The organism is Streptomyces sp. NBC_01465 (assembly GCF_036227325.1).
In the GTDB taxonomy this organism is placed as follows: domain Bacteria; phylum Actinomycetota; class Actinomycetes; order Streptomycetales; family Streptomycetaceae; genus Streptomyces.
In genome coordinates this window covers 1,988,280-2,012,182 of the sequence record NZ_CP109467.1, presented here as the reverse complement: position 1 = coordinate 2,012,182, position 23,903 = coordinate 1,988,280, and the positions used below count along the sequence as shown (strand labels likewise).

Here is a 23,903-nt window from a genome sequence, read left to right as displayed (position 1 = left end):
TCAGTGGGATCCCTTCGCGGCGGGCGACGAGGCGAGATATGCCACGGCCTGGGCGGTGCTGGCCTCCTGCGAGGGGTGGTAACTCCGGCTCAGATAGCGGGGGATGGAGCGCACCATCGCGCCCGTCGAGGGCAGCATGCCGATGCGGCCCCGGTGCCGCAGCGCCGTGAACGTGGCCTTGCCGCCGTCGAGCGTCGGGTCGTTCTCCATGAAGAAGCGGGTGCCGCGCTGCCAGAGGAAGACCAGCGCGGTGAAGGCCGTCGCCCAGGTGCGGGCGCGGCGCCGGTAGCCGCCGTCCACGTGCAGGAAGAGGTCGAAGGCGACCGAGCGGTGCTCGACCTCCTCGGCGCCGTGCCAGCGCAGCAGGTCGAGCATGGTGGGGTCCGCACCGCGCCGGTCGAGGGCGTCGGCGTTCAGCACCCAGTCGCCGAGGAACGCCGTGTAGTGCTCGATCGCGGCGATGATCGCGACGCGCTCAAGGAGCCACCACTCCCGTGCCTTGCCCGGCGGCAGCGTCCGGTCGCCGAGCAGCTTCTCGAAGAACCAGTCGACCTGGGCGGTGTACGGCGTCGGGTCGAGACCCTGCGCCTTGAGGTGCGGGAGCACGTCGTCGTGGGCCTGGGAGTGCATCGCCTCCTGGCCTATGAACCCCATCACGTCCTCGCGCAACTTGTCGTCCGTGATCAGCGGGAGGACCTGCTTGTAGACGTGCACGAACCAGCGCTCGCCCGCGGGCAGCAGCAGGTGCAGCACGTTGATGGTGTGCGTCGTGAAGGGGTCGCCCGGCACCCAGTGCAGGGGCGTCGCATCCCAGGAGAAGGAGACGTTCCGGGGCTTCAGCGGGGTGTGCTCCGACGCCACCACGTCCGGCTGATGGTCGGTCCGCGTATTAGACATGGCGTCAATGTACTGATGGGTACGGGGTGAGGGGCACCCCCCGGAAGCCGATTTTTTCACCGGAGCGCACCCACTCGCGTCCCGTCCGTCAGCCTGCCGTGCAGCTCGGCCTGTGCCCCCTGCTTGGCCCGTACGGCGAGATAGCGGCCCGAGTCGGCGCCCTCCACCCCGCCCGTCGTGGCCAGCGAGGCGAACTGCGTGCTGCCCGCCGCCAGGACGTACCACTGCCCGCCCCGCGACTTCCACAGCACCCCGGCCAGCACCCGCGGGCTGCGCGCCCCGCAGGCGGGCGTGCCCTCGGAGCGGGCCGCGATCGCGCCGGGTGCGCCCGCCTTCTCCGAGGGCGGCTGGAACTGGGCGAGTGCCCGGCTCCCGGTGCCCCGCCAGGTCTCGGCCCGGGTGCAGACCCAGTCCGCGCTGCCGTTGTCCTCGGGGAGCTGCTGGTGGGCGTAGTTCCAGGAGTTCACGGAGCGGACGCCGTGCGAACGCACCCCGGGCAGCAGGCAGGCGGTGCGGGCCCAACCCGCCAGATCCGCCGGGCCGTTGACGTCGTGCGGCGCCTTGGGCGATCCGGAGGTCAGGCGTGCCGGGGTGAGCTCGCCGAGGTCCGTCATCAGCCGGTCGGAGACCTCGTCGCGGAGCTCCAGGGCCTCCCAGGAGGTGCAGCTGCCGGCCTGCGCGGGGCTCGGGACGGGGTCCGTCACGCCGTCCTTCGTGCGGCGCAGGGGGTGCGTGCCGCCGGTCGGGTCGAGCAGGTCGCGTACGGCCGCCTCCTCGACCCAAGGGGCCGTGAGATAGCGGACGTTGCCGTCGGTGCGGCCCACGACCAGGGCGTTGGCGGACGCCGCGTCCGCGCCGTCGACGCGGGCGAAGTCGAGCGCGGCGCCGGCGGAGTCGCCGTTGTCGGCCTCCGCGTACCGGACGACGCGCAGGCCGTCGTAGAGGAGGACGACGGCCGCCTGGTCGACCGTGCCCGCGAAGAGCAGCTGGGGCGGTCCCATCGCGGGCCCCGAGGCCGTGCCCGGCGTCGCCGACACCTGGACCGAGCTGCCGGGGCGCGCCCAGACCGCGAGCGCGCGCCGCAGCAGCCCCGCGTCGGTGGCGCGGTCGCCGCGGGTGGGCCAGACGGAGAAGTCCGTACGGGAAGAGGTCTTCCACGCGGTGGGCGCGATGCGCGTCAATTTCTGTGGATTCATGGCCTGTTGGGCGGCCGGGTTCTGCGCGTACGGAGGTGCCGCGGCCCCGTCGGGCCCCCAGCCGCCGCCCGGCAGCGTCAGCAGCGCCCCGCAGACGAGCACCGCGGCGCCCGCCACGAGCGCGGCCCTGCCGTGCTGGCGGCGGCGCATCAGGTCGGTGGGGCGGGCCTGCAACGAACAGGGGTCGAACTCGGGGGAGTTGAGGAGCTCGTACTGCGGCAGCACCCCGTCCGCCATGGCCAGCGCGGAGTGCGTGTCGCCGTCCGCGACGCCCGCCTCGGCAAGGACGCGCCGCACCTCGGCGTCACCGAGCTTCTCCAGCCCGCGCAGCACGTATGCGGCGCGGGCAGGCCCGGAGAGTGTGGACAGCCGCTGATCCAGGGCGAGTTCGTCGGCGCCGCCCGAACGCGGGAAAAGCCGCAGGCCCCACACCTGGGGGAGGAGCGGGGGCAGCTGGGCGCGCTTGGGCCAGGCCTTGCGGACGAGCGGAATGCCCGCGTCGAGGGCGGCCTTGAGCACCTGCCCGCGTACAAAGGCATAACCGGGATCGGCCCCGTCGGCGCGCCGCGGCGCCGGAATCGCCTCGGTCCCGGCCCCGCGCTTGCGCGGCAGCGAACGCTGGGCGAGCGAGTGCGCGGTGAGGACACGGCGATTACGGCCGAGCGACGGCGGCAGGACGAGATAGGCGAGCCGGACGAGACGCGGATAGTGCTCGACGAGCGCGGCCTCGGCCTGCTCGACGTCGACGGGCGAGGGGGCGGCGGGGACAGCTTGCTTCGTGGGCACGTTCAGCTGAACGAGCGAATCGTGCGATGGTCACCCCGCCGCCACCGGGCAGTTGAAAGGCCCTCGTCAGACACCCGCGGTGAGCCGCGTGCGGATGCGCTCCACCGCCTCTTCCGGGACGCCCAGGCCCTCGGTCACGTACTTCTCCAGCGAGCCGTAGCGCGCGTCGACCTCCTCGTACGCGGCCTGGAGGTACTCCGGCACCACGCCGATGATCGCCAGCGCGATCTCCGGCTCCCCGCCCTGCGCCACGAAGCCCTCGATGAACGGGGCGAACGCCTGGCGGACCGCGGGGTTGACCGCCATGTACTCCGTCAGGATCGTCTCTTCGTCCGCTCCGAGCAGCCCCAGAATCACCGTCGCCGCCCAGCCCGTGCGGTCCTTGCCCGCCGTGCAGTGGAAGAGCAGCGGGCCCGCGTCCTCGGCGGCCAGTTCCGTCAGCAGCGTGCCGTACCCGGTCCTGGCCGAGTCGGACGAGACCAGGGCGCGGTACGTGTCCGCGAAGATCGCCTGTGCCTTGCCGCCGCCCAGCTCGCGCTCGGCGACCGCCGGGTCGGCCAGGATGTGCTTGAGCTGCGCGGCCGGCAGCTTGCCGTGCTCGCGCATCGTGTCCGAGAGCACGTCCGCGACGATCAGACGGGCGCCTGCGGGGACCCGGTCCGGACGGTCGGCGCGCTCCGCGTCCGTACGGAAGTCGACGACCGTGGCGAGGTCGAGTGCCGCGACGGCGGGGTCGTCGGCCGTGTCCAGGCGGTCCAGCTGGCCCGAGCGCAGGACGAGTCCCGGGCGTACGGTCCGGCCGCCGGAGAGCGGGAGGCCGCCCAGATCGCGGAGGTTGGCGACGGTGGTGGCGGGGATCGCGTTCATGGCGGTGCTCCTGTGGTTACTGAGGTCTTCCGGTCGAACGGTAGTCCAGGAGCGAGACCCCCACTCCCAGCGCCAGCGCCGCGAAGTGCCCGGCGTCCGTGAAGGTGCGGCCCCGCCCGAGCAGCGGCCGGGCGGCGGCCGCCAGGAGGGCGCCGCGCGCAAGGCTCCGCACCGGACCGGCCGGGAGCGCCCCGGTCAGCGCGCCGAGCACCGCGTTGAAGCCGTAACTGACGCCGACGTCCAGCGCCGAACGGGTGCCGGCCGGGGCCCGCACCGCCCGCAGGCCCCCGTACACCAGCAGCGTCGCGCCCACGTGCCCGAGCGCGAAGACGGCCGCCGTCCACCAGGCGCCGTACGCGTACTCCGCGTACCCGAGAACGGCCAGGAGCAGCAGCGCGTACGGCAGCTCCATCGGCTCCTCGACCATCAGCGCGCTGGTGGCCAGGGTGTCCCAGCGGCCCGCGTCCAGGTTCTCCGCGTTGGTCGAGCAGGCGTGCAGGAGGCGGTCGCGCGCCGGGGCGCGCAGCAGGCGGTGAGCGGCGTACGCACCGAGCTGCACGCCCCCTACGTAGGCAGGGGTGAGTGCGATCACCCACCCATGATCGCCCATCCGCTGAATTCCACCGTGCCGCGCACCCCGCTGCCGCCGTTGCACGCGCTCATGAAGATCCCCGCGTCCTGCACGGCCGCCGTGCGCGGCATGGTCACCGTCGCGACCTTTCGCCAGGTCGCGCCGGAGTCCGTCGAGCACTCACCGGTGTACGCACCGGCCGCGCGCGTCAGCCGCAGCAGCACCGGGGCCTTGATCCCAGTGATGCGCTGGTACGTGTCGAGCGTGCCGTCGCCGTTCGTGTCGTACGACATGACGACGCCCTGGCTCGGTGTGACCGCGAGGTTGAGGAAGGCGGGGGAGCCCGCCGTCGCGAGGGCGTTGCGGACCATGAGCCCGCACCTGGCCCAACTCCCCGTGTTCTCCTGGGAGTCGACGCGCACGACGACGCTCACGCCGTCCTTCATCGCCCCCTCCCTGAACGCCGTCCCGAACTGCGACGTCCCCTTCCACAGGTCCTGCCCGCTCCCGTTGACCGCGAGCCGGTCGCCGAGCTGACCGAAGACGGCCTGGTTGCTCGTGTACGTCGTCCAGCCGGCCTCCAGCGGCTTCGCCAGATACACCGCGCTCTGCTGGGTGACCGCCACGCGCTCCTCGCCGCGCGGCCCGAACTCGGTGCGCAGGCTGTACGGCATCGGGTGCAGCGGGGTCGTGAGCGGGTCGGACGGGGCCTTGACCTGCCAGGACACCGTGCCGGTGGCGCCGGGGCCGACGCTCCTGAGGGAGATGGAGCCCTGTGGGGTCGCGTCGAGACCGGTGAGCGTGAGGTCGACGCGGCCCGTCCCGCGCAGCCCGTTGAGGTTGCGGAAGGCGGCGGTGACCGTGCCCGAAGAGCCGGGGGTGAAGACGACGGGGTCGGCGGTGACGGCGGTGGTGCCCTGGTAGGGGGCGGCGGCGAGGGTGTCGTGGACGCGCTGGGCGGTGCGGTACGGGTCGCCCGTGGCCCGTACCGGATAGGGGTCCGTCTTCCGCGTCCAGGCCTCCTCGTCCGGGTACCAGTCGAAGGACTTGGCCGCCCGGCCCTCCGCGAGCGCCGCCTCCAGCTCGTCCAAGTACGCCTGCCACTGCGGGAGATGGACGTCGCGCAGCAGCCCGTTCCAGTCGCGGTTCGCGTAGTTGCTGAGGTTGTCGGCGGCGGTGCGGTCCGCCCAGGTGGTGATGAGGGTGCGGGCCGTCCACTCCAGCTGAACGGCCTCCTCGGGGCTCGTCGCGAGGCGCTTCGCGTCCTCCAGCCACGGGCCGAGGAGGAAGTCGCGGTGACAGCCGGACATGTCGTCGGCGAGGCGCATCAGCTTCAGCCAGAGGGCTGCGAGGGGGCGGAAGTTGGCGAGGTCCTTCGTCGCGTAGGCCGCACGCAGAGGGCCCATGAGGGTGCGGGAGCGGTTGGCGATGGCCTGGCGGGCGAGGTCGGTGAGGTCGTAGCGGTACGCGTCCGAGTCGCGCAGGGAGCCCCGGACGCCGAGGAGAGCGGCGAAGGCTACGTCGAACTGGGCAGGGTCGAAAGCGTAGTTGACCGAGGAGCCGATGCTCGGGCGGCGCGAGAAGAGCGAGTCGACCGGGCGCCCGTCGGCGGAGGTCAGCCGGTACGCGGAGGTGGCGAGCGCCGTGAACGCGGCCTGCGCGGCATGGTCGTCGCCGCCGTAACGCAGCGTCGGGTACTGGCGGAACCAGTCGGACCGGTCGGCCTTCTCCTCGCGCCAGGCCAGCTCGCTGAACAGCTCGAAGGCGGCGGGGTCGCGCTCGGCGGCCTCCGGCATGTACGCCGTGCCCACGCAGGCGCTGCCCGGCTTGTCGCGCCAGGCGGTGAACCGCTCCGTCCAGCGGTCGGAGTTGGCGCCGATCGTGGTGCGGCCGCCGAAGTTGGGGATGGTCCCGAAGGCGTACGGCGCGCCGCCCCAGTCGGCCTCGCGGTCGGTGACCGTGTCGATGTCGGAGAGGCCGTCGACGATCAGGATGCGCTGCGTGTCGATGGCGGAGAGCAGCTCGGGGCGCGGATTGGCCTGCCAGCCGAGGATCACCCAGATCGCTCCGGGGCGCGCGGTCTGCAGGGAGGTCTCCACGGCACGGGCGGCATCGGGTACGGGAACGTCCCCGGCCGTGCCGCCCTCGTGGAGCAGGTCCATCTTGAAGTGGCCTGCCTCGCCGAAGAGTTCGGCCTGGTGACGGTAGAAGGAGGCGGCGATCTCGGCGAATACGGGGGTGCGCGGGTCGAGCCAGTCGGGGCGGCGCAGCCCGTTCCAGGTGCCCTGGGGGACGACGCGGGCGCCGGGGTTGCGGGCGACGAAGCCGTCGGGGACGGTCCCGAAGTAGCCGGGGAACACCGGGTGCATGCCGAGTTCGCGCAGCCGGTCGGCGATACGGAGGCCGAGGTCGGCGCGGCGGTCGATCAGGGCGGGGGAGAGCGGGCCGCCGTACGCGCTCATGTTCTGCAGCAGCCACCACGGCTGGTGCGAGGGGGCGGGGAGCCAGGTGCGGGCCTCGGTGTCGGAGTAGCCGAAGTCCGTCAACAGGCGGTGGTAGACGGCCTCTTGGCCCGCCGTGACGAGGACTTCGTTGCAGCCGTGGAGGGCGAGCACGTCGATCGTGTGCTCCCAGTGCGCCCAGTCGGCGTACGGCGCGGTGTAGCCGTCATGGGTGTCGTTGAACGCGAACCGGTGCGGCACGGTCGCCGACCGCTCGACGGGGCGGCGGGGCGCGGGCAGCCGGGAGGGGAGGTCGAGCTGGGCGGAGTTCCAGGAGATGTGGGCGTGACAGGTGTACTTCAGGTACCAGTTGACGCCGGTCAGGGCGGTGGCAGGACCGGTCGCGGCGACCTCGATACGGCCGTGCGAACCGGAGACCCGGAAGCGGTCGGCGCCGCCGGTCAGGGGCGTCAGACGGAACTGGTCGGCGTGACGGGGGAGCAGGCGCTGGAGGGCGGCGCGGGCCGGGCCGAGGTCGGGGGCGGATTCCGCGGCTGCGGCGGGGGAATGGACGCCCAGCGCGGCGCCGGCTCCGATCGCCCCGGCGGTGCTCAGCAGCGTACGTCTGGACAGGCTGGACGGCTCCGGCATGGGCGCTCCTCGTGTTGCTGGTGCGACAACAGGTGCGTGCGCAGCGCACGTTAATGACGAGGAGGGGGAGGGGCAATGGTGCGTACGAGGTGATGGGTTCGCCCGCGCGGAAGGGGCGGCAGGCGGCACGATGGGCGGATGCGTACCCAAGCGCAAGCGGCGGTGGCAGTGGTGGCCCTGAGCCTCAGCCTGGGGCTGATGGCCGGCTGCTCCGAGGACCACCGGACCCCGAAGACCGCGACCGGCACCCTGGAACAGCTGGCCGCGCAGGCCGAGTGCACCCCGGAGATCGCCACGGACGCGGCCGAGCTGAAGCAGGCCAACTGCACGACACAGGACGGGCGTTACGTCCTGGCGACGTTCGCGACCGACCGCGGCCAGCGGGAGTGGATCAACGGGGCCAAGGACTACGGCGGCACGTATCTGGTCGGCCGCAAGTGGGTCGCCGTGGGCGAGGGCAAGGTCGTCACAGCGCTGCGCGGCCGGCTCGGCGGGACGGTGGAAGAGGGCTCGCAGCACCACTCGGGGAGTAGTGGCAGTGGGGGGAGCGAGCCCGGTCATTCCGGTCACCGCACGAGCTGACCGCGCAGGTTCGGGGGTGGGTCGGGATGGGTCAGGGGTCGGTCAGGTGCAGCTGCGGCCGCCGTTGATGCAGCCGACCACCTTCTTCATCAGCTGGTCGCTGAAGACGTTGATGAAGTCGCCGTGATCGGTGACGGGCTTGTGGAGCTGCTCGGGGAAGGAGTCCACGGCGAAGCCGGGGCCTGGCGGGACCGCGTACACGATGCGCTGCACCAGCTGGGGGATGGCCTTGAAGTCGTTCTGGCAGGCGCCGTTGCGATCGGCAAAGGCCACATGGGTGCGGTGATTTGCACTGTCGGTGTTCTGGCCGTCCCAGCAGCTCTGGAACTTGAACGTACGGACCACCTTGCTGCCCCGGGGACAGATCGGGTACTTGTCCTTGAGCTGGCGGTTCTCGAAACCGGTGCAGGACCAGGACGCATTGGCGTTGGCGTCACCATTGGTGAAGGCCTTCGCGTCACCGGTGATGATCCGCAGGAAACGCGGCATGGCGACGACCTTGGCGACGGGACTTCCCACCCAATTCAGGGTGACCTGGGCGGGGGTCTGAATGATCCCGGTGTTCTTGTCCTGGCCGCCGCCCGGTGTGTTCACATCCTTCTCGTTCTGACCGTTCTGGAGTCGAAGTACGGGCCAGTAATAGGTGGACTTGTCGCCCTGATTCCGGCAACTCGTCTGCCCGTCCGCCAGTTTCTGATCACTCGCGAAAGCGTCCGTGGCCTGATTCCCGACGTAATCGTGCATATGGTGTGCGCCATTGCTCACACCGGGAGCGACGATGACATTGTCCGGATTGAACTTTCCGTTCTGATTGCGGCCGCAGTTGGTGGTGAAGCGGCCGGCCGATCCGGAGCGGGCGCGGCGGGGATTGCTGACGTTGGGCCGTACGGACCTGATGCTGACGAAGTCGGCGGCCTCGGGGCCGTTGCCCTGGCTGACCTGCCCATTGTCGGTGCTGGAGGGTGACGGCGACGCGGGTCCGGCCCCGGTCGCGGTGGCGCTGGCGGACGGCGAGGGGGGTGCGGACTGGTTGTCGTCGGCGCGCAGGGTGCAGGGGGCGAGGCTGTCCAGGCCCTCGGGCCGTTCGGCGTTCTGGCCGATGGCGTTGGCGATCCGGTCGATACTGTCCAGACGCTCGTCCTTCAGCGGTCCGAGAATGGAAGTCTGCGCCAGTTCCGGATCCTGGGAGATCTGGTCTCTTGAATCCGCGAACCGTTTGTACGCCTCGGTGATCTGGCTGTCGATCGCAGCCAGCTGGGTGTCCACTTCCTGACGAGAATCATCGGGGATGTCGGGCAACTGATTGCCCACATCAGGGCAGTCGATGGTCGACATCTGCTGCCAGGTGTTCTGGCTCTGACCGGAATCGGGCCGATCCGAAGACGCCTCTCCGGCGGAAGCGTACACATTGAGCCCGGCCAGCCCGCCTCCGCCCAGGATGAGTGCGGCCGAGGCGACAATCGCCCGGTTCGCCAGCGTCGATCGTTTTCGCGATGTGCGTCCCATGGAACTCCTCAGCTTCGTATCCGGGTTTGGGGGTCCCGGCGGGGGATGAAGCGCGACGTTCCATACGGACGGGGAATGCGGTCCGTTCAGCATGCGGGGAAATTCGTGGGAATCTCCATCCGCAAAGGGGGTGAATCGGCGGGGAGTTGGCGGCCCGAGAGGCCGTGAGCGGGCCATAGGTGGGATGTCTGTCGCACGCCTTCTTCCCCTGGGCCCCTCCATGGGGCACCATGCACGAGGCCGAACCGAAGAGATCCGACCAATGAGGGTCGGGAGTTGGAGGGACCGTGGCTCAACCCACCCGCAGGCTCGTCATGTTGACCCCCGCCGTCGCCGCCGCGGCCGCGCTCGTACCAGGACGTGCCGTCGCAGCCGCCGGACGACCCGGAAGCGCCAGTGCCCCCTGTGACAAGCCGGTGAAGCCCGCCTCGCAGATGCCGGTCGAGAGCTGCGACAGTCCGGCGCGGATCATCGAGAAGGCCGCGAACATCGTGCCGACCCCCGGCCAACTCGCCTGGCAGCAGCGCGAGGTGACCGCCTTCACCCACTTCGGTATGAACACCTTCACCGGCCGGGAGTGGGGCTCGGGCACCGAGGACGAGCAGAACTTCAACCCTCCGGTCATCGACGTCGACCAGTGGATGAGCGTCTACCGGGCCATGGGCGCCGAGCAGGCCATGCTCACCGTCAAGCACCACGACGGCTTCGTCCTCTTCCCGAGCCGCTACACCCCGCACACCGTCGCCAAGAGCCCCGGCAGCCCCGACGTCCTGGGCGCGTACGCCAAGGCCGCCCGCAAGGCCGGCCTCAAGCTCGGCGTCTACCTCTCCCCGTCCGACGGAGCCGAACTCCCGCACGCCTGGCACGCCCAGTGGGTCGAGGAGATCCGCGCCAAGCAGGCGTCGGGCCAGTCCCTCAGCCTCCCCGAGCGGATGGCCCTGGAGGACGGCGACCGCACCCCGGCCGGACTCGGCCGCTTCGGCAACGGCAGCCCGGCCGTCGAGCGCACCATCCCCACGCTCGTCCCCGGCGACGACCGCGCCGCGCAGATCAGGCGCGGCAAGCTGCCCACCTTCACGGTGGTGGCCGACGACTACGAGACGTACTACCTCAACCAGCTCTACGAGCTCTTCACCCAGTACGGCCCGATCGAGGAGCTCTGGCTCGACGGCGCCAACCCCTGGTCGGGCTCCGGCATCACCCAGCCGTACCACGTCACCCAGTGGTTCGACCTGGTCCACGCCCTCTCCCCGGACACCGTGATCTTCCAGGGGAATCCCGGCGTCCGCTGGGTCGGCAACGAGAGCGGCATCGCGCGCGAGACCGAGTGGAGCGTCACCCCCTCCGTCGTCGATCCTTCGACCGTGCTCTCCGGCGGACTGCCCAACGACTCCACGGACCCCGACATCGGCTCGCGCGAAAAGCTCCTCGCGTCGACCACCAAGTACCTCCAGTGGTACCCGGCCGAGGCCGACGTCTCCGTCCGCCCCGGCTGGTTCCACCACCCGTCCGAGAAGCCCAAGACCCCCGCGCAGCTCATGAATCTGTACGAGAAGAGCGTCGGCCGCAACGCCGTGCTCCTCCTCAACGTCCCGCCCGCGAAGGACGGCCGCGTCGACCCCGCCGACGTCGACTCGCTGACCGCGTTCGGGACGGCGGTCAGGGGGATCTACGGCACCGATCTGCGCAGGCAGGGCCCGGGACCGTACACCTTCGACAGGATCGTCCTGCGCGAGGACATCCGGCACGGTCAGCGCGTCGAGAGGCTCACCGTGGAGGCCAGGAGCGGCGGCGTATGGACGGAGATCGCGGCCGCCACGACGGTAGGCGCTCGCCGGATCCTCACGCTGCCCGCGCCGGTCACGGCCGATGCGGTACGGATACGAGTGGTGGAGGCCCGGGCCAAGACGTACCTCAGCGCCCCGAGCCTGCACCTCAGCAACTGATCAGCCCCGGTCGAGATAGGCCAGTACGGCGAGCACCCGGCGGTTGTCGTCGTCGGAGACCTCAAGGCCCAGCTTGGCGAAGATGTTGGAGGTGTGCTTCGCGATCGCCCGCTCGGTGACGACGAGTTGACCGGCGATGGCGGCGTTGGAGCGGCCCTGCGCCATCAGCTCCATCACCTCGCGCTCGCGCGGGGTGAGGCTGCCCACCGGCTTGTCGGCGGCGCGGCGGGAGAGGAGCTGCTGGATGACGGTGGGGTCCATGGCCGTACCGCCGGCCGCGACCCGCCGTACCGCGTCGATGAACTGGTCCGCGTCGAAGACCCGGTCCTTCAGCAGATAGCCGACGCCGCCGTTCCCGTCGGCGAGCAGCTCACGCGCGTACAGCTGCTCCACGTGCTGGGAGAGGACGAGCACCGGCAGTCCGGGCTTCGCCTTGCGGGCGGCGAGCGCGCACTGCAGGCCCTCGTCGGTGTGGGACGGCGGGAGCCGGACGTCGACGACGGCGACGTCCGGCTCCAACTCGGCCAGGGCCCTGGTCAGTTCGGGCCCGGTCTCCACCGCCGCCGCGATCTCGAAGTCGTACGCCTCGAGCATCCGGACGAGTCCGTCGCGCAGCAGGAAGAGATCTTCGGCTAGGACAACTCGCAAGGGATCTCCACGGTCACCATGGTCGGACCGCCCGCGGGGCTGCTGACGGCCAGTACGCCGTCGAATGTACCGAGTCGGCGTTCGATCCCGCTCAGCCCGCTGCCGCCGCCGATGCGCGCACCGCCGCTTCCGTTGTCGGTGACCGAGATCCGCAGCATCCCGTCGGTGTGGTGCATGTCGACCCAGATCCGGTCGGCGCCCGAGTGCTTGACCGCGTTGGTCAGTACCTCGCTCACGGCGAAGTACGCGGCCGACTCGACCGGCGCCCCGGCCCGTCCGCCGTCCATCTCCACGTCGACCTCGGTGGCGACGGGCAGCCGCAGGGCCAGCGCCCGTACGGCATCGCCCAGACCGCGCTCGGCGAGCACGGGCGGATGGATGCCGCGTACGAGATCCCGCAGCTCGGTCAGCGCCTCGGCGGAGGACTCCCGCGCCATGGCCAGCATCTTCTTCGCCTGGTCGGGGTCCTTCTCGATCAGGGCCTCGATGGTCCCCAGATTCATGCCCATGGCGACGAGCCGGGCCTGCGCCCCGTCGTGCAAGTCCCGTTCGATGCGGCGGAGTTCGGCGGCGGAGGTGTCCACGGCGTCGTGCCGGGTCTCGGTGAGCCGGTCGATGCGCTCGGCGAGTTCGGCCCGGCCGGTGGGGACGATCATGGCCCGGGTGAGCCGGAAGTGGGCGGTGACCAGGGCGCGGTTCACATACAGCCCGAGGACGATCCACACCACGCCGAGAAGTGCCGCGAGGTTGGCGGTGCCCTGGCCGGTGACCGGGATGAAGTCGAACCACCAGGCGCCGTCGGACGGTTCGTACAGGACCCTCCACAGCCCGGCGGCGAGCAGGATGCCGTAGACACCCTCGACGAGCAGTCCGGGCGCGAGGATCGCGACGATCATGCCCGCCGTCATGTCGACGAGCAGCCACCGCAGGTCGCGCCAGGTCGCCCCGTCCTTGAGCATCAGCGAGCAGCGCTCGACCTGCCCGGTGATGCCGGTGCGCATGTCCTTCGGGAAGGGCCGGTACGGATCCGGAATCCGCATGCCGGCCCACTGCGCGGCGAGCAGCCGCCGCTGACCGGCGTGCTTGCGCACCAGACCGAGCAGGGCGGGGGTGGTGAAGACGCCGACGCCGATGGGGATCAGTGCGATGGAGACGACCGACAGCACAAAGAGCACGATCGACCCGGCCAGCGCGATCAGCGACAGCGCAAGCCCCTGGCCTGCGGCCACTATCGCGTCACGTGCCCTCGTCGCATTCATGTGTGTACGCCCCGTCCTTTGCGGCCCCCACCTGAGGCCATGCCCCAAGGTTGCCGCAAAGGATCAGTCACGTCATTGGGTTCGGCCCCCGGATCGGGGTGTACCTAGGAACACCCTGCCGCGTGCGGGGATCACGGAGCGTACTTGTATCCCACCCTGCGTACGGTCTGGATCGAGTGCCGGTGCGCGGCGCCCAGCTTGCGGCGCAGCCGCGCCACATGGACGTCGACGGTCCGCCCGTCACCGACGTGCCCGTAGCCCCAGACGGTGGTCACCAACTGGTCGCGGGTGTGGACCCGGTGCGGGTGGGCGACGAGATGGGCGAGCAGCTCGAACTCGAGGTAGGTCAGATCCAGCACCTGCCCGTCGACCTCGGCGATGCGCTGGGCGGAGTCGATCCGTACGAGCTGATCACCCGCGGCCTCCTCCGGCTGGGCCGGTGCGGGCCCGGCCTCGGCCGGTACGAGGACGAGATAGCCGATCATCGGCGGCTGCCCCGGGAGCGTGGGCAGGGTGTGCTGCGGCGCGGGCAGCCAGGTGGCACCCGGCGGCAGCGGCGGCAGGAACGCGGCGGGATCGACGGGCGGGGCGACTTCGTCCCGGTCGACGGCACGGAGCCGGTGCCGGCCCGGAGGGACGGGGAGAGGAGCGGTGGAGGCAGAGAAGGAACGGGTGTTCGCCATGAGAGGTCAGCTCTTTCGCGCGGAGAGGTCGTCTGGGGGGACGTACGTCGTGCGCGCGGGCCGAAGGCCTTCGACAGGGTTCGACGAGGGGTTTAGAGGGCCGGCGCGTTCGTCGCGCGGCAACACACTCGGTCGAAGTCGTGGTGCTGACGGGAGGGCCAGAACGGCTCGAGGTCGCTGCGACCTGTCGCGGTGTCGTTCGGGTAACTGGCCATGTGCCTATTGAAGCAGACGGGTTGGCCCCACAGGCACCCCGCTCTCACAGGCTGATACGGATCCGGGCCGCCGACGGCAGCGAAGGGGGCGCATACCGGACCGTCGTGCGCCCCCTCTCGAATGCACCGAGGGCGCCCACCGTGACAGTGGGCGCCCTCGGAGGTTCGCGGAGGCGGTCAGACCTGGTCGGCCTTCTCCAGCGCCGAGCAGCACGTGTCGACGATCAGTCGCGTCACGACGTACGGGTCGACGTTGGCGTTCGGGCGGCGGTCCTCGATGTAGCCCTTCTGGTCCTGCTCGACCTGCCACGGGATGCGCACCGAGGCGCCGCGGTTGGAGACGCCGTAGCTGTACTCGTTCCACGGGGCCGTCTCGTGCAGGCCCGTCAGGCGGTCGTCGATGCCCGCGCCGTAGTGCTTGACGTGGTCCATCGGCTTCGAGCCCTCGCCGAGCGACTCGCACGCCGTGATGATCGCGTCGTAGCCCTCGCGCATGGCCTTCGTGGAGAAGTTGGTGTGCGCGCCCGCGCCGTTCCAGTCGCCCTTGACCGGCTTCGGGTCGAGAGTCGCGGAGACGTTGAAGTCCTCGGCGGTGCGGTACAGCAGCCAGCGGGCGATCCACAGGTGGTCGGAGACCTCCAGCGGGGAGACCGGGCCGACCTGGAACTCCCACTGGCCCGGCATGACTTCGGCGTTGATGCCGGAGATGGCGAGGCCTGCCGCGAGGCAGTTGTCGAGGTGCTTCTCGACGATCTCGCGGCCGAAGATCTCGTCCGAGCCGACACCGCAGTAGTAGCCGCCCTGCGCGGCCGGGAAGCCGCCGACGGGGAAGCCCAGCGGGCGGGCGCCGTCGAAGAAGGTGTACTCCTGCTCGATGCCGAAGATCGGCTCCTGGCCGGCGAACTGCTCGGCGACCGGACGCAGCAGCGCACGCGTGTTGGACTCGTGCGGCGTCATGTCGATGTTCAGGACCTCGCACATGACGAGGACGTTCTCGCCGCCGCGGATCGGGTCCGGGCAGGAGAAGACCGGCTTGAGCACGCGGTCGGAGGCGTGGCCCTCGGCCTGGTTGGTGCTGGAACCGTCGAAGCCCCAGATCGGAAGCTCGGCCGACGTGTCGGTCAGTATCTTCGTCTTGGAACGGAGCTTGGCGGTCGGCTCGGTGCCGTCGATCCAGATGTACTCAGCCTTGAACGTCACGGAAGCCATCCTTTGCGGGTGCAGCAGGTCTATGCGGGGAAGCTTCGCAATATGTGATTTCCCGACCGTTGCCCGTATGTGAACTACATGTTTCTCAGGTTTCCTGCGATTCGTGTGGTGGTACGGGCACGGGCGCAGACTGGTGTCCATGACATCGACACCGCTCCGCATCGGACTCCTCGGCACGGGCCCCTGGGCCGCCCGCACCCACGCCCCCGCCCTCGCCGACCACCCCTCTGTCACCTTCAGCGGCGTATGGGGCCGGCGCCCCGAGGCGGCCGCCGAGCTCGCCGCCGCGCACTCCACCACCGCGTACGACGACGTGGACGCCCTCTTCGCGGCGAGCGACGCGGTCGCCGTGGCCCTCCCGCCGGACATCCAGGCGCCGCTCGCCGTACGGGCCGCGGCCGCCGGATGCCACCTCCTCCTCGACAAGCCGGTCGCGACGACCGTCGACGGGGCGCGGGCGGTGGCGGACGCGGCGGAGAAGGCCGGGGTCGCCTCGGTCGTCTTCTGCACGATCCGCTTCGCGTCGGGCCCGGTCGCATGGATCGACCAACAGGCCGCCGCGGGCGGCTGGTTCACCGCCTCCGCGCAGTGGCTGGGCGCGCTGTTCTCGGCGGGCGCGGACAGCCCGTACGCCGCATCGCCCTGGCGCAAGGAGAAGGGCGGGCTGTGGGACGTGGGCCCGCACGCTCTGTCCGTACTGCTCCCCGTACTCGGCGATGTCACCCGCGTGACGGCCGCGGCCGGCCCCGCCGACACGGTCCACCTCGTCCTGCGCCACACCTCCGGCGCGTCCAGCACGGCGACCCTCGGACTGAGCGCGCCGCCCGCCGCCGCCGGCATGCGCGTGGAGCTGCGCGGCGAGCACGGGGTCGTGACCCTGCCGGAGTGGGACGGGGCGCGCGAGCCCTTCGCGGCGGCGGTGGACGCGCTGCTCGACTCCGTACGGACCGGGCAGCCGCATCCGTGCGACGTGCGCTTCGGGCTGCGGCTGACGGAGATCCTCGCGGAGGCAGAATTGACCATGGATTCCGACGCCTGATTGCACCCTCTACGGGGTCACTTGACCCCGTAGATTTACCTGCATGACGACAACACAGCAGGTCAAGCCCGCTTCCCGCATCAACTTCGCCAAGGCCGCCCCCAAGGCGTTCCGCGCCCTCATCGGCTTCGACGCGGCGGCCCGCGACGGCCTGGACCCGGCGCTGGTGGAGCTGATCCAGATCCGCTCCTCGCAGCTCAACCATTGCGCCTACTGCCTGCACATGCACACCAACGACGCCCGCAAGGCGGGGGAGAGCGAGGACCGCCTGCACATGACGCAGGTGTGGCACGAGGCCCCGCACTTCTTCACGGAGAAGGAGCGCGCGGCCCTCGCGCTCACCGAGGCGGTCACCCTGATCGCGGACGGCGGCGTTCCGGACGAGGTCTACGCACAGGCCGCCGCCCACTTCGAGGAGCAGGAGCTCGCCCAGGTGCTGGCCCTGATCTTCACGATCAACACCTGGAACCGGCTCGCCCTGGCGACGGGCAAGGTCGCCGGCACGGACGAGCGCTGACGGACGCAGAGGGAGGCGCCCCCGGTCACGGTTTCGCCGTGGTCGCCTCCCGCATCCCGAGCAGAAAGCGCCGGACCGTGGCGACCTCCGTGTCGTCGAAGCCCTGCAGCAGGTCCACCGTCCTGTCGATCAGCGGACCGAAGAAGGCCCAGCCCAGCTCCAGCGCCCGCTCGTCGACGCCGAGCAGTACGCGCCGCCGGTCCCGCTCGTCGCGTACGCGCACGACATGGCCGAGCCGTACCAGCCGGTCGATGACCGAGGTGGTTCCCGCCGAGTTCAGCCCGAGCTGCGCGCCCAGCCACCCGGCGGTCGCGTCCGTGCCCGCGCGGCCGGCGTCGAGCAGGCAGATCAGGGCCCGTACGTCCGTCGGGTGCATCCCGTGTCCGGCGGCGAACTCGCCCTGCAGCACGCCGAATTCGACCGTCACGGCCCGCAGCAGGTGGACGATCTCCATCTCGGGTTCGTGGTTGACCATCGCTCCACCCCTCCGTCTATTATCTCGCTCAGCGAGATAATAGACGGAGGGGTTCATGGCGAACGATCCATTCCTTCAGGCGTACGACGCGGTGCTCGCGCAGTGGCCCGAAGACACCGCGCCCACCACGGTCCCCACTCCCTACGGCGCCACCCGGGTCAACAGCTGCGGCCCGCGCGACGCCCCGCCGCTGCTTCTCCTGCCCGGCGGGGGAGGAGCCACCTCCACCGCCTGGTTCGCCACGGCGGCCGCCCTCGGCCGCACCCACCGGGTGCACGCCGCCGACCTCGTCGGCGAACCCGGCCGTACCGTCCCGGGCGCCACCCCCCTCAAGACGCCGGCCGATCTGATGGCCTGGCTCGACGCGCTCCTCGACGGTCTCGGCCTCGACTCCGTCTCCCTGTGCGGCCATTCGTACGGAGGCTGGATCGCCCTCCGGTACGCCCTCCACGCACCCGCCCGCACCGACCGGCTCGTCCTCCTGGACCCGACCCAGTGCTTCACCGGCTTCCGGCCCGGCTACCTCCTGCGCGCGCTCCCGATGCTCCTGCGGCCCACCTCCGGGAACACCCGCGCCTTCCTCACCTGGGAGACCGCAGGCGCCGGCCTCGATCCGGCCTGGCTCCGCCTCCAGGCCCTCGCCCCGGACTTCCCCTCCGCCCGACCGGTCACCGGCCCCCGCCCCACCCCCGCGGAGCTCCGCACGCTCAAGGCGCCGACCCTGCTCCTTCTCGCCGGACGCAGCAGGGCACACGACATCCGCAAGGCCGAGGCCGCCGCGAAGTCCCTGCTGCCGCACGTCGAGACCGCGGTCCTCGCGGATGCCTCGCACCACTCGCTGCCGCACTCCGCTCCCCGTGAACTCGGCGTCAGGATGCGGGAGTTCCTCCTCGCCGGCTCATGACCGCCCCATCGCCTCCCGTACCGCCTCATCCGTCCGTCCCACCACGGCGGTCCCGTCGTCGGCCGTGATGATCGGCCGCTGGATCAGCTTCGGATGCGCCGCCAGCGCCGCGACCCACTTCCCGCGCGCCGCCTCGTCGCGCGCCCACTCCTTCACCCCGAGCTCCTTGGCCTCGGCCTCCTGGGTGCGGGTGATGTCCCACGGTTCGAGGCCGAGCCGGGCGAGGACGGCCCGGATCTCGTCCTCCGTCGGTACGTCCTCCAGATAGCGGCGGACGGTGTACGAAGCGCCCTCCGCGTCCAGCAGATTTACTGCGCTGCGGCACTTGGAACAAGCAGGGTTGAGCCAGATCTCCATGAGGCTCAGGTTACTGCCCAAAGCCCGTCTGGCCAGCGGCGATTGTCAGTGGTGGGCAGTAAAATAGAGGGAGTTCGTCAGGGTTCCACCACCAGCGCCTGGAGGTCGCCGATGGCCGTAGCCACTCTCACGACGGAGCCTCTCCTCAAGAAGCCACTGCCCGCCGGAAAGCCGCGCGAGTGGTACGTCAACCACAACCGCAGGCTCAAGGCGATGCGCCTGGCCATAGCCCTGCTCGACTCGGGGGTCTATCAGCCGGAGCAGGCACCGAACATCAAAATACGGTCGACCGCCGCCCGTATCGGAATCCACCCGCCGTCCGACACCACGTGCCGGATGGTCCGGTTCCTGATCCGCTACGGCCGCTGAGCCGACTCCTCCGCAAGATCCGCATCATCCGCAGGATCCGTTCGACCGGTGGCCGCAGAAGTCCGCAGCCACCGGTCGAACGGCTGCTCGTGCGCGACGACGTACCCCAGCGCGATCCCCACCGTGATGCAGGCGAAGAACACGATCAGCCACGACAGCAGCGTGAACACCGCACCCAGCGGCCCGAATTGATCCACACTGCGCTCCAGCGTGCGCGGTACGTACAGCCGCGACCCCCAGGTCAGCGCCACCACCGCGATCCCCGTGATCAGCGCCCCCGGCAGCAGCGGCAGCCACCGCACCCGCCCGCCGAGCAGCAGATGCTGCGTCCACCACCACAGCATCACGCTCGCCACGAGCGACACCGGAATACCGAGCAGCGCACCCGCACCGAAAGCGTCGTGCAGTGCACCCTGGGCGATCAGCGCCACCAGCAGCACCACCAGCCAGGCCACCCAGCGCCACATCACCACCTTCAGCCCGGCTGACCGCATGTGCCAGGACCGTTCACAGACCCGCTGCAGCGCCCGGCTGCACGCCGTCGCCGACGCCAGCGTCACCAGCACACCGACCGCGCCCGAGGCGTCCTTGACGTTGCCGCTGTCGGCCGTCAGCACCCCCTGCACCTGGTCCAGCGTCGCGCCGCCGAGCCCCATCACCGTGCGCAGCGACTCGACGAGCTGGTCCCGTACGGCCTGTGGTGCAAAGGCGCCGATGACGAAGAGCACCGGGATCGCAGAGAGGAAGGCCTGCGCGGCGAGCCGGGTCGCGCAGTCGAAGATGTTCACGACGGTGAGCTGACTTGCCACCCGCCCGACGAACGGCATCCGGTTCCACAGGGCGGTGACGGCCTGGACGGAGGAGGAGAGGGCACTCATGGCCCCACCCTGAGTGCCCGACCCTCCTGCCGCCCCGGGACGCGCGTGGCGTTGGGCCGAACGGGGCCCGGGGTGCCTGTGCGCTACGACGTCACAGCAGGAGCCCCGTTCGCACGCGCACCCGTGTCACCAGGAGCCGAAGCGGGAGCCGGCGCAGCACCCTTCCTCAGTGTGTCCAGAATCGCCAGCCCCTGCCCGACGATCCCCGCAGCCATCTCGTTGACCCCCTCCGAACCGTTGAGCACGGTCAGCGTCGACCCCGAGATCCCGCGCGCCGCCGCATCGGCCAGCGCCGGCAGATTCTCCACGACCCGGTTGGCGGCGATCAGTTGCTGGTTCCCGTCGCGCAGAGAGGCCGCGACGACGGCGTACGCATCGGCCTGCGCCTGGGCGATCGTCCGCTGCGTGTACGCCTCCCCGTCCGCCGCGTACTTCGCCCGGTCCCGCTCCGCCTCGGCGAGCGTCCGCTTCCGGTACGCCTCCGCGTCGGCCGGCCGTCGTACCTCCGCCTCGAGCCGCTGCGCCGCGAGCTCCGCCTGCCGGGCCGCGAGCGCGGTCTGCTCCTCCGTGACCTGCTGCGTCGCCCGCGCCTGGGCCAGCGGACCGGCCTGCGCGGCAACGGCGTTGGACTGCTCGGTCTGCGCGAGGAACCCCGCCCGCTTGATCGCGGTGTCCCGCGCGTACTCCGCCTTCAGCGCCTCCGCCTGCTGCTCGCGCTCGGTCGCCTCCTGGTCGGCGCGGGCCTGCGCGATCCGCGCCTGACTGGCGACGGCGGCGGCATGCGGGGCGGCGAGATTGCTGATGTAGCCGGTCGCGTCCGCGATCTCCTGGATCTGCAGGGCGTCGACCACGATCCCCAGCTTCTCCATCTCCGTGTGGCTGCCCTCCTTCACCTCCTGGGAGACCCGGTCACGCTCGCGGATGATCTGCTCGACGGTCAACCCGCCCACGATGGACCGGAGATGACCGGCGAAGATCCGCCCCACCAGCTCTTCCATCCGGTGCTGTTCGGTGAGGAAGCGCCGGGCCGCGTTGGCGATGGAGACGGCGTCGTCACCGACCTTGAAGACGATGACGGCCCGCACATTGAGCCGGATCCCCTGCTGCGTCACACAGTCCTCGGTGATCTCGGCCTCGCGCAGCGCGAGCGACAGCACGCGGGCCTTCTGCTTCACGGGCAGGACGAGACTGCCGTGCCCGGTGACGATACGGAACTGCGTGGAGTCCGCCCGCCGCTTCGATCCGGAGATGAGGAGCGCTTCGTTGGGTGCAGGAACATGCCAGAAAAACATCAGAGTTCTCCCGTACGCGCACTAGGAGGAGGGAGGAAACGGCTCAACCACCACGGAGCGGGCCGACATCACGTCCGCAACGATGACCAGGGAATGCCGGGCGATCGGCATACGCGCCCACGCGGCGAAAGCCTCCGTCCCGCCCCGCACGGAAACGAGCACCTCGCCCGGCCCGCCCGCGGGAATCGAAACGGTCACCCGGCCAATGGCGCCGACCGGGCTCTCGTCGGCGTCGTCCACTGCGCCCACTGCTCCACGGTACTCCGCACTCAGCCCCGTTTGACGGCCCGCAGCACCACGAACTTCGGGTCCCCGGCGACGACTTGGCAGTTGCCGAAGACCCGCCGCAGCATCTGGTGGTACCCCAGATGGCGATTGCCGACGACCAGAAGCTCGCCGCCGTTCCGCAGCACGGCCTTCGACCCGCTGAACATCCGCCGCGCGGTCTGATCGGTGATCGACTGATGGGTGTGGAAGGGCGGATTGTTCAGTACGAGATCGATCGACCCACCCGGAATCGACACCGTCCCGTCCCCGACGAGGAACTCCGCCTTGCGCTCGGCCCCGAGGTTCGCCCGGAAGGTCTCCTCGGCGGAGACGACGGCCGGGAACGACTCGTCCACGAACACCACCTCGGCGTCCGGATTGAGGGCAGCGGCCGCCGTCCCCACGATCCCGTTCCCGCACCCCAGATCGAGCACCCGCTCGCTCCCGCTCCTCCGCGGCAGATGCTTCAGCAGGAACCGCGTCCCGATGTCGAGCCGCTCGGCGCAGAAGATCCCCGCGTGGTTGACGGCCGTGAGCCCCGCACCGTCCCCGGAATCCCCGTCGAGTACGTACTGACGAGGCCAGGGGCTCCCGCTCCGGGCGATCCCAGGATCCGGGGTCGCGAAGATCAGCCGAGCCTTCTTCACGGCGAGCGAGGTCCGCGTCGGCCCCACGATCTGCTCGAAGAGCTTCAGCGTCGAGGTGTGGATCTCCTTGACCATCCCGCCGCCGACGACCACGGTGTCCGCGTGCAGCGCGGGCGCCAGCCGGTGCAGCTGGTCCTCCAGGAGCGCCAGGCTCTTCGGTACGCGTACGACGAGCACGTCGATCCGCTCCGGCACAGCATCCCGCGTCGTCAGCAGCCGCACGGCCCCGTCCTCGACCCCGGCACGCGCCAGATTCGCCCGGGTCGCCTGCTGCCCGAGGAAGGAGTCGGTGATCTGCACGGGCCGCCGCTCGCCCAGCGCTGTGACAAGCGCTCCCCACCGGTCACCCACCACGACGACCGACCCGGCGTCCGGGTCGAGTCCGAGCTCCGCGAGATGGTTCAGCAGGTACTCGTCGGCGGCATCCCACGCCCGCAGCTGATTGCGGGGGTCCTCGGGGAAACGGGTGAGGGCGAAGTCGCCCCATGAGGTCGTCAAACGGTTCATTGTTCACCCAGGCTATCCGAGGGCCGGGCCCCCGGCACTTGGCATTCTTTGCCCGGCATTGGGGGAGTCCTCGGCGCCGCCTCCCTAGGGTTGCAAGATCGAGACCCTCACGGCCTTCACGGTCAACGTCGACTACGGGCGCAGCCACACCACCTTCACGGTGCGGGCGCCTGGCGCCTCCATGCCCGCCGCCCGCCTGCACAAGGACGGCGCCTACGAGACGCGCAACCCGTACCAGGTCCACGCGGGCCAGGACCTCGCCCAACTCCTCGGCTACGTCACCCCGTTCGCGGCTGTGGCCCCCGACCGCACCGAGATCGGCACTGTACGCAACCGCGAGGGCGGCCTCCGCAAGGACACCTGGACCGTCACCCAGCACGGCCTGGCCACCTTCGACGGCACCCCCGACGGAGCCAACAGCAAGCTCCGCCACGCCTCCCCGCTGCGGCTGATCCCCTTCCGCGAACTGGGCGACAACCTCCTCTCCTTCCGCCTGCGCTTCCGGGCCCCGCAGTCGCAGGGCTTCACGGTCACGCGCCGCGCGGGCGTCAGGGCGACGTACGAGGCGAAGATCGACGACCCGCGCGTCAGCCGGCTGCTGGTCCTGGCCTGCATCGTCCAGCTCAACAACGACACGGTGGACCCGCGCAAGACGGCGGTCGACTTCACGGCGAACCCCTTCAAGGGCTGAGCCGCGGGCTCCCACGGCGACCCGGGCCACGGGTCCGTGATGGCGCCGTGGCCCTTCCCAACTGGCCGGACCGTACAAGGGAGTTGAATCCATCACCCCATCCTGGCGCAGCGCTCAGACGGCGGGCACCCGGTCCAGGAATCCGTGCACCGTACGGATGCGACCGTCCTCGGCGAGCGTGATCACATCGAACCCGGCGACGGGCGCGGACCCGTCCGCGACGGACACCAGCTCCCACCCGAAGCGGGCGATGCCGTGATGTCCGTCGACAGCCCCGAGCTGCCGGAACTCAAATCCGGGGAACTGCTCCTGCGCCCCGGCGATCACGGCGGCGACTCCTTCCTGGCCGGTGACCTCGGCGAGCGGGTCGGTGTAGCTGCCGTCCTCGGTCCAGGCGGCGGCGACGGCCTTGGCGATGTTCTCGGCGCCCTTGGCGTTCCAGGCCTCGAAGTAGCGGGCGACAGCGGTTTCGAAAACGGAAACGGACATGATGGATGAGCCTC

At 70.7% G+C, this 23,903-nt stretch carries 24 protein-coding genes; 7 read left to right on the top strand and 17 right to left on the bottom strand.

All coding sequences use genetic code 11. The annotated features are described in order from the left end of the window. The 5 genes from OG707_RS09235 to OG707_RS09215 form a co-directional block, all read right to left on the bottom strand. Positions 1-897: a metal-dependent hydrolase gene (locus OG707_RS09235; RefSeq protein ID WP_329116303.1), complete on the bottom strand. Its 897-nt coding sequence runs from the start codon at positions 895-897 to the stop codon at positions 1-3. 56 nt (positions 898-953) lie between these two features. Beyond that, a complete protein-coding gene (locus tag OG707_RS09230) occupies positions 954-2,879 on the bottom strand; it encodes a hypothetical protein (protein ID WP_329116301.1) in 1,926 nt (641 codons plus the stop codon). A gap of 66 nt (positions 2,880-2,945) precedes the next feature. Further along, positions 2,946-3,746: a tyrosine-protein phosphatase gene (locus tag OG707_RS09225; RefSeq protein ID WP_329116299.1), complete on the bottom strand. Its 801-nt coding sequence runs from the start codon at positions 3,744-3,746 to the stop codon at positions 2,946-2,948. 16 nt (positions 3,747-3,762) lie between these two features. Further along, positions 3,763-4,338 (bottom strand): rhomboid-like protein, encoded by a 576-nt coding sequence (locus OG707_RS09220; protein ID WP_329116297.1) that lies wholly within the window; start codon positions 4,336-4,338, stop codon positions 3,763-3,765. Beyond that, on the bottom strand, positions 4,335-7,409 hold the full coding sequence (locus OG707_RS09215) for an alpha-N-acetylglucosaminidase (RefSeq protein ID WP_329116295.1): 3,075 nt from the start codon (positions 7,407-7,409) through the stop codon (positions 4,335-4,337). Before OG707_RS09215 ends, OG707_RS09220 begins: the two co-directional genes overlap by 4 nt. A 138-nt stretch (positions 7,410-7,547) precedes the next feature. On the opposite strand from OG707_RS09215, the gene OG707_RS09210 reads away from it, so the two are divergent. Next, positions 7,548-7,991 carry a hypothetical protein gene (locus tag OG707_RS09210; protein ID WP_443071296.1) on the top strand — a complete coding sequence of 148 codons (444 nt, stop codon included), beginning with the start codon at positions 7,548-7,550 and terminating at the stop codon, positions 7,989-7,991. A 42-nt stretch (positions 7,992-8,033) separates the two neighbouring features. Here the strand turns inward: OG707_RS09210 and OG707_RS09205 are convergent, their stop codons facing one another. Further along, positions 8,034-9,497: a DUF1996 domain-containing protein gene (locus OG707_RS09205; RefSeq protein ID WP_329127686.1), complete on the bottom strand. Its 1,464-nt coding sequence runs from the start codon at positions 9,495-9,497 to the stop codon at positions 8,034-8,036. 314 nt (positions 9,498-9,811) lie between these two features. On the opposite strand from OG707_RS09205, the gene OG707_RS09200 reads away from it, so the two are divergent. Beyond that, on the top strand, positions 9,812-11,443 hold the full coding sequence (locus OG707_RS09200; RefSeq protein WP_329127685.1) for an alpha-L-fucosidase: 1,632 nt from the start codon (positions 9,812-9,814) through the stop codon (positions 11,441-11,443). Here OG707_RS09200 and OG707_RS09195 read toward each other — a convergent pair whose 3' ends face one another. From OG707_RS09195 to glnII, 4 genes are all read right to left on the bottom strand, one after another. Further along, positions 11,444-12,091 (bottom strand): response regulator transcription factor, encoded by a 648-nt coding sequence (locus OG707_RS09195; RefSeq protein ID WP_329116294.1) that lies wholly within the window; start codon positions 12,089-12,091, stop codon positions 11,444-11,446. Next, positions 12,076-13,350, bottom strand: a complete 1,275-nt coding sequence (locus OG707_RS09190) for a sensor histidine kinase (protein WP_329116292.1) — start codon at positions 13,348-13,350, stop codon at positions 12,076-12,078. The genes OG707_RS09195 and OG707_RS09190 overlap by 16 nt, the downstream gene beginning before the upstream one ends. 131 nt (positions 13,351-13,481) lie before the next feature. Then, a complete protein-coding gene (locus OG707_RS09185) occupies positions 13,482-14,033 on the bottom strand; it encodes a winged helix-turn-helix domain-containing protein (RefSeq protein ID WP_329116289.1) in 552 nt (183 codons plus the stop codon). A gap of 392 nt (positions 14,034-14,425) precedes the next feature. Further along, positions 14,426-15,448 carry a glutamine synthetase gene (gene glnII, locus OG707_RS09180; protein ID WP_329116288.1) on the bottom strand — a complete coding sequence of 341 codons (1,023 nt, stop codon included), beginning with the start codon at positions 15,446-15,448 and terminating at the stop codon, positions 14,426-14,428. A gap of 148 nt (positions 15,449-15,596) precedes the next feature. Here glnII and OG707_RS09175 point away from each other — a divergent pair, with 148 nt between their 5' ends. Further along, positions 15,597-16,496: a Gfo/Idh/MocA family protein gene (locus OG707_RS09175; protein WP_329116286.1), complete on the top strand. Its 900-nt coding sequence runs from the start codon at positions 15,597-15,599 to the stop codon at positions 16,494-16,496. A gap of 43 nt (positions 16,497-16,539) precedes the next feature. Beyond that, entirely contained in the window at positions 16,540-17,013 is a 474-nt protein-coding gene (locus tag OG707_RS09170; RefSeq protein WP_329116284.1) for a carboxymuconolactone decarboxylase family protein, read from the top strand. Positions 17,014-17,038: 25 nt separating this feature from the next. On the opposite strand, the gene OG707_RS09165 is transcribed toward OG707_RS09170, so the two are convergent. Next, the gene (locus tag OG707_RS09165) at positions 17,039-17,488 is read right to left on the bottom strand and encodes a MarR family transcriptional regulator (protein WP_329116283.1); all 450 of its coding nucleotides are present in this window, start codon (positions 17,486-17,488) and stop codon (positions 17,039-17,041) included. A gap of 55 nt (positions 17,489-17,543) precedes the next feature. On the opposite strand from OG707_RS09165, the gene OG707_RS09160 reads away from it, so the two are divergent. Then, the gene (locus tag OG707_RS09160; RefSeq protein WP_329116280.1) at positions 17,544-18,392 is read left to right on the top strand and encodes an alpha/beta fold hydrolase; all 849 of its coding nucleotides are present in this window, start codon (positions 17,544-17,546) and stop codon (positions 18,390-18,392) included. On the opposite strand, the gene OG707_RS09155 is transcribed toward OG707_RS09160, so the two are convergent. Then, positions 18,387-18,749 (bottom strand): arsenate reductase family protein, encoded by a 363-nt coding sequence (locus OG707_RS09155; RefSeq protein ID WP_329116278.1) that lies wholly within the window; start codon positions 18,747-18,749, stop codon positions 18,387-18,389. The genes OG707_RS09160 and OG707_RS09155 overlap by 6 nt on opposite strands. A gap of 111 nt (positions 18,750-18,860) precedes the next feature. Between OG707_RS09155 and OG707_RS09150 the strand changes: the two genes are divergently transcribed. Next, positions 18,861-19,118: a hypothetical protein gene (locus tag OG707_RS09150; RefSeq protein WP_329116277.1), complete on the top strand. Its 258-nt coding sequence runs from the start codon at positions 18,861-18,863 to the stop codon at positions 19,116-19,118. On the opposite strand, the gene OG707_RS09145 is transcribed toward OG707_RS09150, so the two are convergent. The 4 genes from OG707_RS09145 to OG707_RS09130 all read right to left on the bottom strand — a co-directional run bounded on the left by OG707_RS09145 (position 19,106) and on the right by OG707_RS09130 (position 22,709). Continuing rightward, the gene (locus OG707_RS09145; RefSeq protein WP_329116275.1) at positions 19,106-19,996 is read right to left on the bottom strand and encodes a YhjD/YihY/BrkB family envelope integrity protein; all 891 of its coding nucleotides are present in this window, start codon (positions 19,994-19,996) and stop codon (positions 19,106-19,108) included. The two genes, OG707_RS09150 and OG707_RS09145, sit on opposite strands and share 13 nt — an antisense overlap. An 83-nt stretch (positions 19,997-20,079) precedes the next feature. Continuing rightward, the gene (locus OG707_RS09140; RefSeq protein ID WP_329116273.1) at positions 20,080-21,288 is read right to left on the bottom strand and encodes an SPFH domain-containing protein; all 1,209 of its coding nucleotides are present in this window, start codon (positions 21,286-21,288) and stop codon (positions 20,080-20,082) included. A 21-nt stretch (positions 21,289-21,309) separates the two neighbouring features. Then, positions 21,310-21,528: a hypothetical protein gene (locus OG707_RS09135; RefSeq protein ID WP_329116272.1), complete on the bottom strand. Its 219-nt coding sequence runs from the start codon at positions 21,526-21,528 to the stop codon at positions 21,310-21,312. 29 nt (positions 21,529-21,557) lie between these two features. After that, positions 21,558-22,709 (bottom strand): methyltransferase, encoded by a 1,152-nt coding sequence (locus tag OG707_RS09130; protein ID WP_329116271.1) that lies wholly within the window; start codon positions 22,707-22,709, stop codon positions 21,558-21,560. Between the two features lie 181 nt (positions 22,710-22,890). Between OG707_RS09130 and OG707_RS09125 the strand changes: the two genes are divergently transcribed. Continuing rightward, positions 22,891-23,400 carry a hypothetical protein gene (locus OG707_RS09125; RefSeq protein WP_329116270.1) on the top strand — a complete coding sequence of 170 codons (510 nt, stop codon included), beginning with the start codon at positions 22,891-22,893 and terminating at the stop codon, positions 23,398-23,400. Between the two features lie 114 nt (positions 23,401-23,514). Here the strand turns inward: OG707_RS09125 and OG707_RS09120 are convergent, their stop codons facing one another. Next, on the bottom strand, positions 23,515-23,889 hold the full coding sequence (locus tag OG707_RS09120) for a nuclear transport factor 2 family protein (protein ID WP_329116268.1): 375 nt from the start codon (positions 23,887-23,889) through the stop codon (positions 23,515-23,517). Between the last annotated feature and the right edge of the window lie 14 nt (positions 23,890-23,903).

Excerpts from the sequence above, each read along its gene's own strand:
- OG707_RS09125 (WP_329116270.1), top strand. The coding sequence starts at position 22,891 with ATGCCCGCCGCCCGCCTGCACAAGGACGGCGCCTACGAGACGCGCAAC.
- OG707_RS09200 (WP_329127685.1), top strand. The coding sequence starts at position 9,812 with ATGTTGACCCCCGCCGTCGCCGCCGCGGCCGCGCTCGTACCAGGACGT.
- OG707_RS09150 (WP_329116277.1), top strand. The coding sequence starts at position 18,861 with ATGGCCGTAGCCACTCTCACGACGGAGCCTCTCCTCAAGAAGCCACTG.
- OG707_RS09175 (WP_329116286.1), top strand. The coding sequence starts at position 15,597 with ATGACATCGACACCGCTCCGCATCGGACTCCTCGGCACGGGCCCCTGG.
- OG707_RS09185 (WP_329116289.1), bottom strand. The coding sequence starts at position 14,033 with ATGGCGAACACCCGTTCCTTCTCTGCCTCCACCGCTCCTCTCCCCGTC.
- OG707_RS09155 (WP_329116278.1), bottom strand. The coding sequence starts at position 18,749 with ATGGAGATCTGGCTCAACCCTGCTTGTTCCAAGTGCCGCAGCGCAGTA.
- OG707_RS09130 (WP_329116271.1), bottom strand. The coding sequence starts at position 22,709 with ATGAACCGTTTGACGACCTCATGGGGCGACTTCGCCCTCACCCGTTTC.
- OG707_RS09210 (WP_443071296.1), top strand. The coding sequence starts at position 7,548 with ATGCGTACCCAAGCGCAAGCGGCGGTGGCAGTGGTGGCCCTGAGCCTC.
- OG707_RS09225 (WP_329116299.1), bottom strand. The coding sequence starts at position 3,746 with ATGAACGCGATCCCCGCCACCACCGTCGCCAACCTCCGCGATCTGGGC.
- OG707_RS09215 (WP_329116295.1), bottom strand. The coding sequence starts at position 7,409 with ATGCCGGAGCCGTCCAGCCTGTCCAGACGTACGCTGCTGAGCACCGCC.
- OG707_RS09205 (WP_329127686.1), bottom strand. The coding sequence starts at position 9,497 with ATGGGACGCACATCGCGAAAACGATCGACGCTGGCGAACCGGGCGATT.
- OG707_RS09145 (WP_329116275.1), bottom strand. The coding sequence starts at position 19,996 with ATGAGTGCCCTCTCCTCCTCCGTCCAGGCCGTCACCGCCCTGTGGAAC.
- OG707_RS09190 (WP_329116292.1), bottom strand. The coding sequence starts at position 13,350 with ATGAATGCGACGAGGGCACGTGACGCGATAGTGGCCGCAGGCCAGGGG.
- OG707_RS09235 (WP_329116303.1), bottom strand. The coding sequence starts at position 897 with ATGTCTAATACGCGGACCGACCATCAGCCGGACGTGGTGGCGTCGGAG.
- OG707_RS09160 (WP_329116280.1), top strand. The coding sequence starts at position 17,544 with ATGGCGAACGATCCATTCCTTCAGGCGTACGACGCGGTGCTCGCGCAG.
- OG707_RS09120 (WP_329116268.1), bottom strand. The coding sequence starts at position 23,889 with ATGTCCGTTTCCGTTTTCGAAACCGCTGTCGCCCGCTACTTCGAGGCC.
- OG707_RS09140 (WP_329116273.1), bottom strand. The coding sequence starts at position 21,288 with ATGTTTTTCTGGCATGTTCCTGCACCCAACGAAGCGCTCCTCATCTCC.
- OG707_RS09165 (WP_329116283.1), bottom strand. The coding sequence starts at position 17,488 with ATGGTCAACCACGAACCCGAGATGGAGATCGTCCACCTGCTGCGGGCC.
- OG707_RS09170 (WP_329116284.1), top strand. The coding sequence starts at position 16,540 with ATGACGACAACACAGCAGGTCAAGCCCGCTTCCCGCATCAACTTCGCC.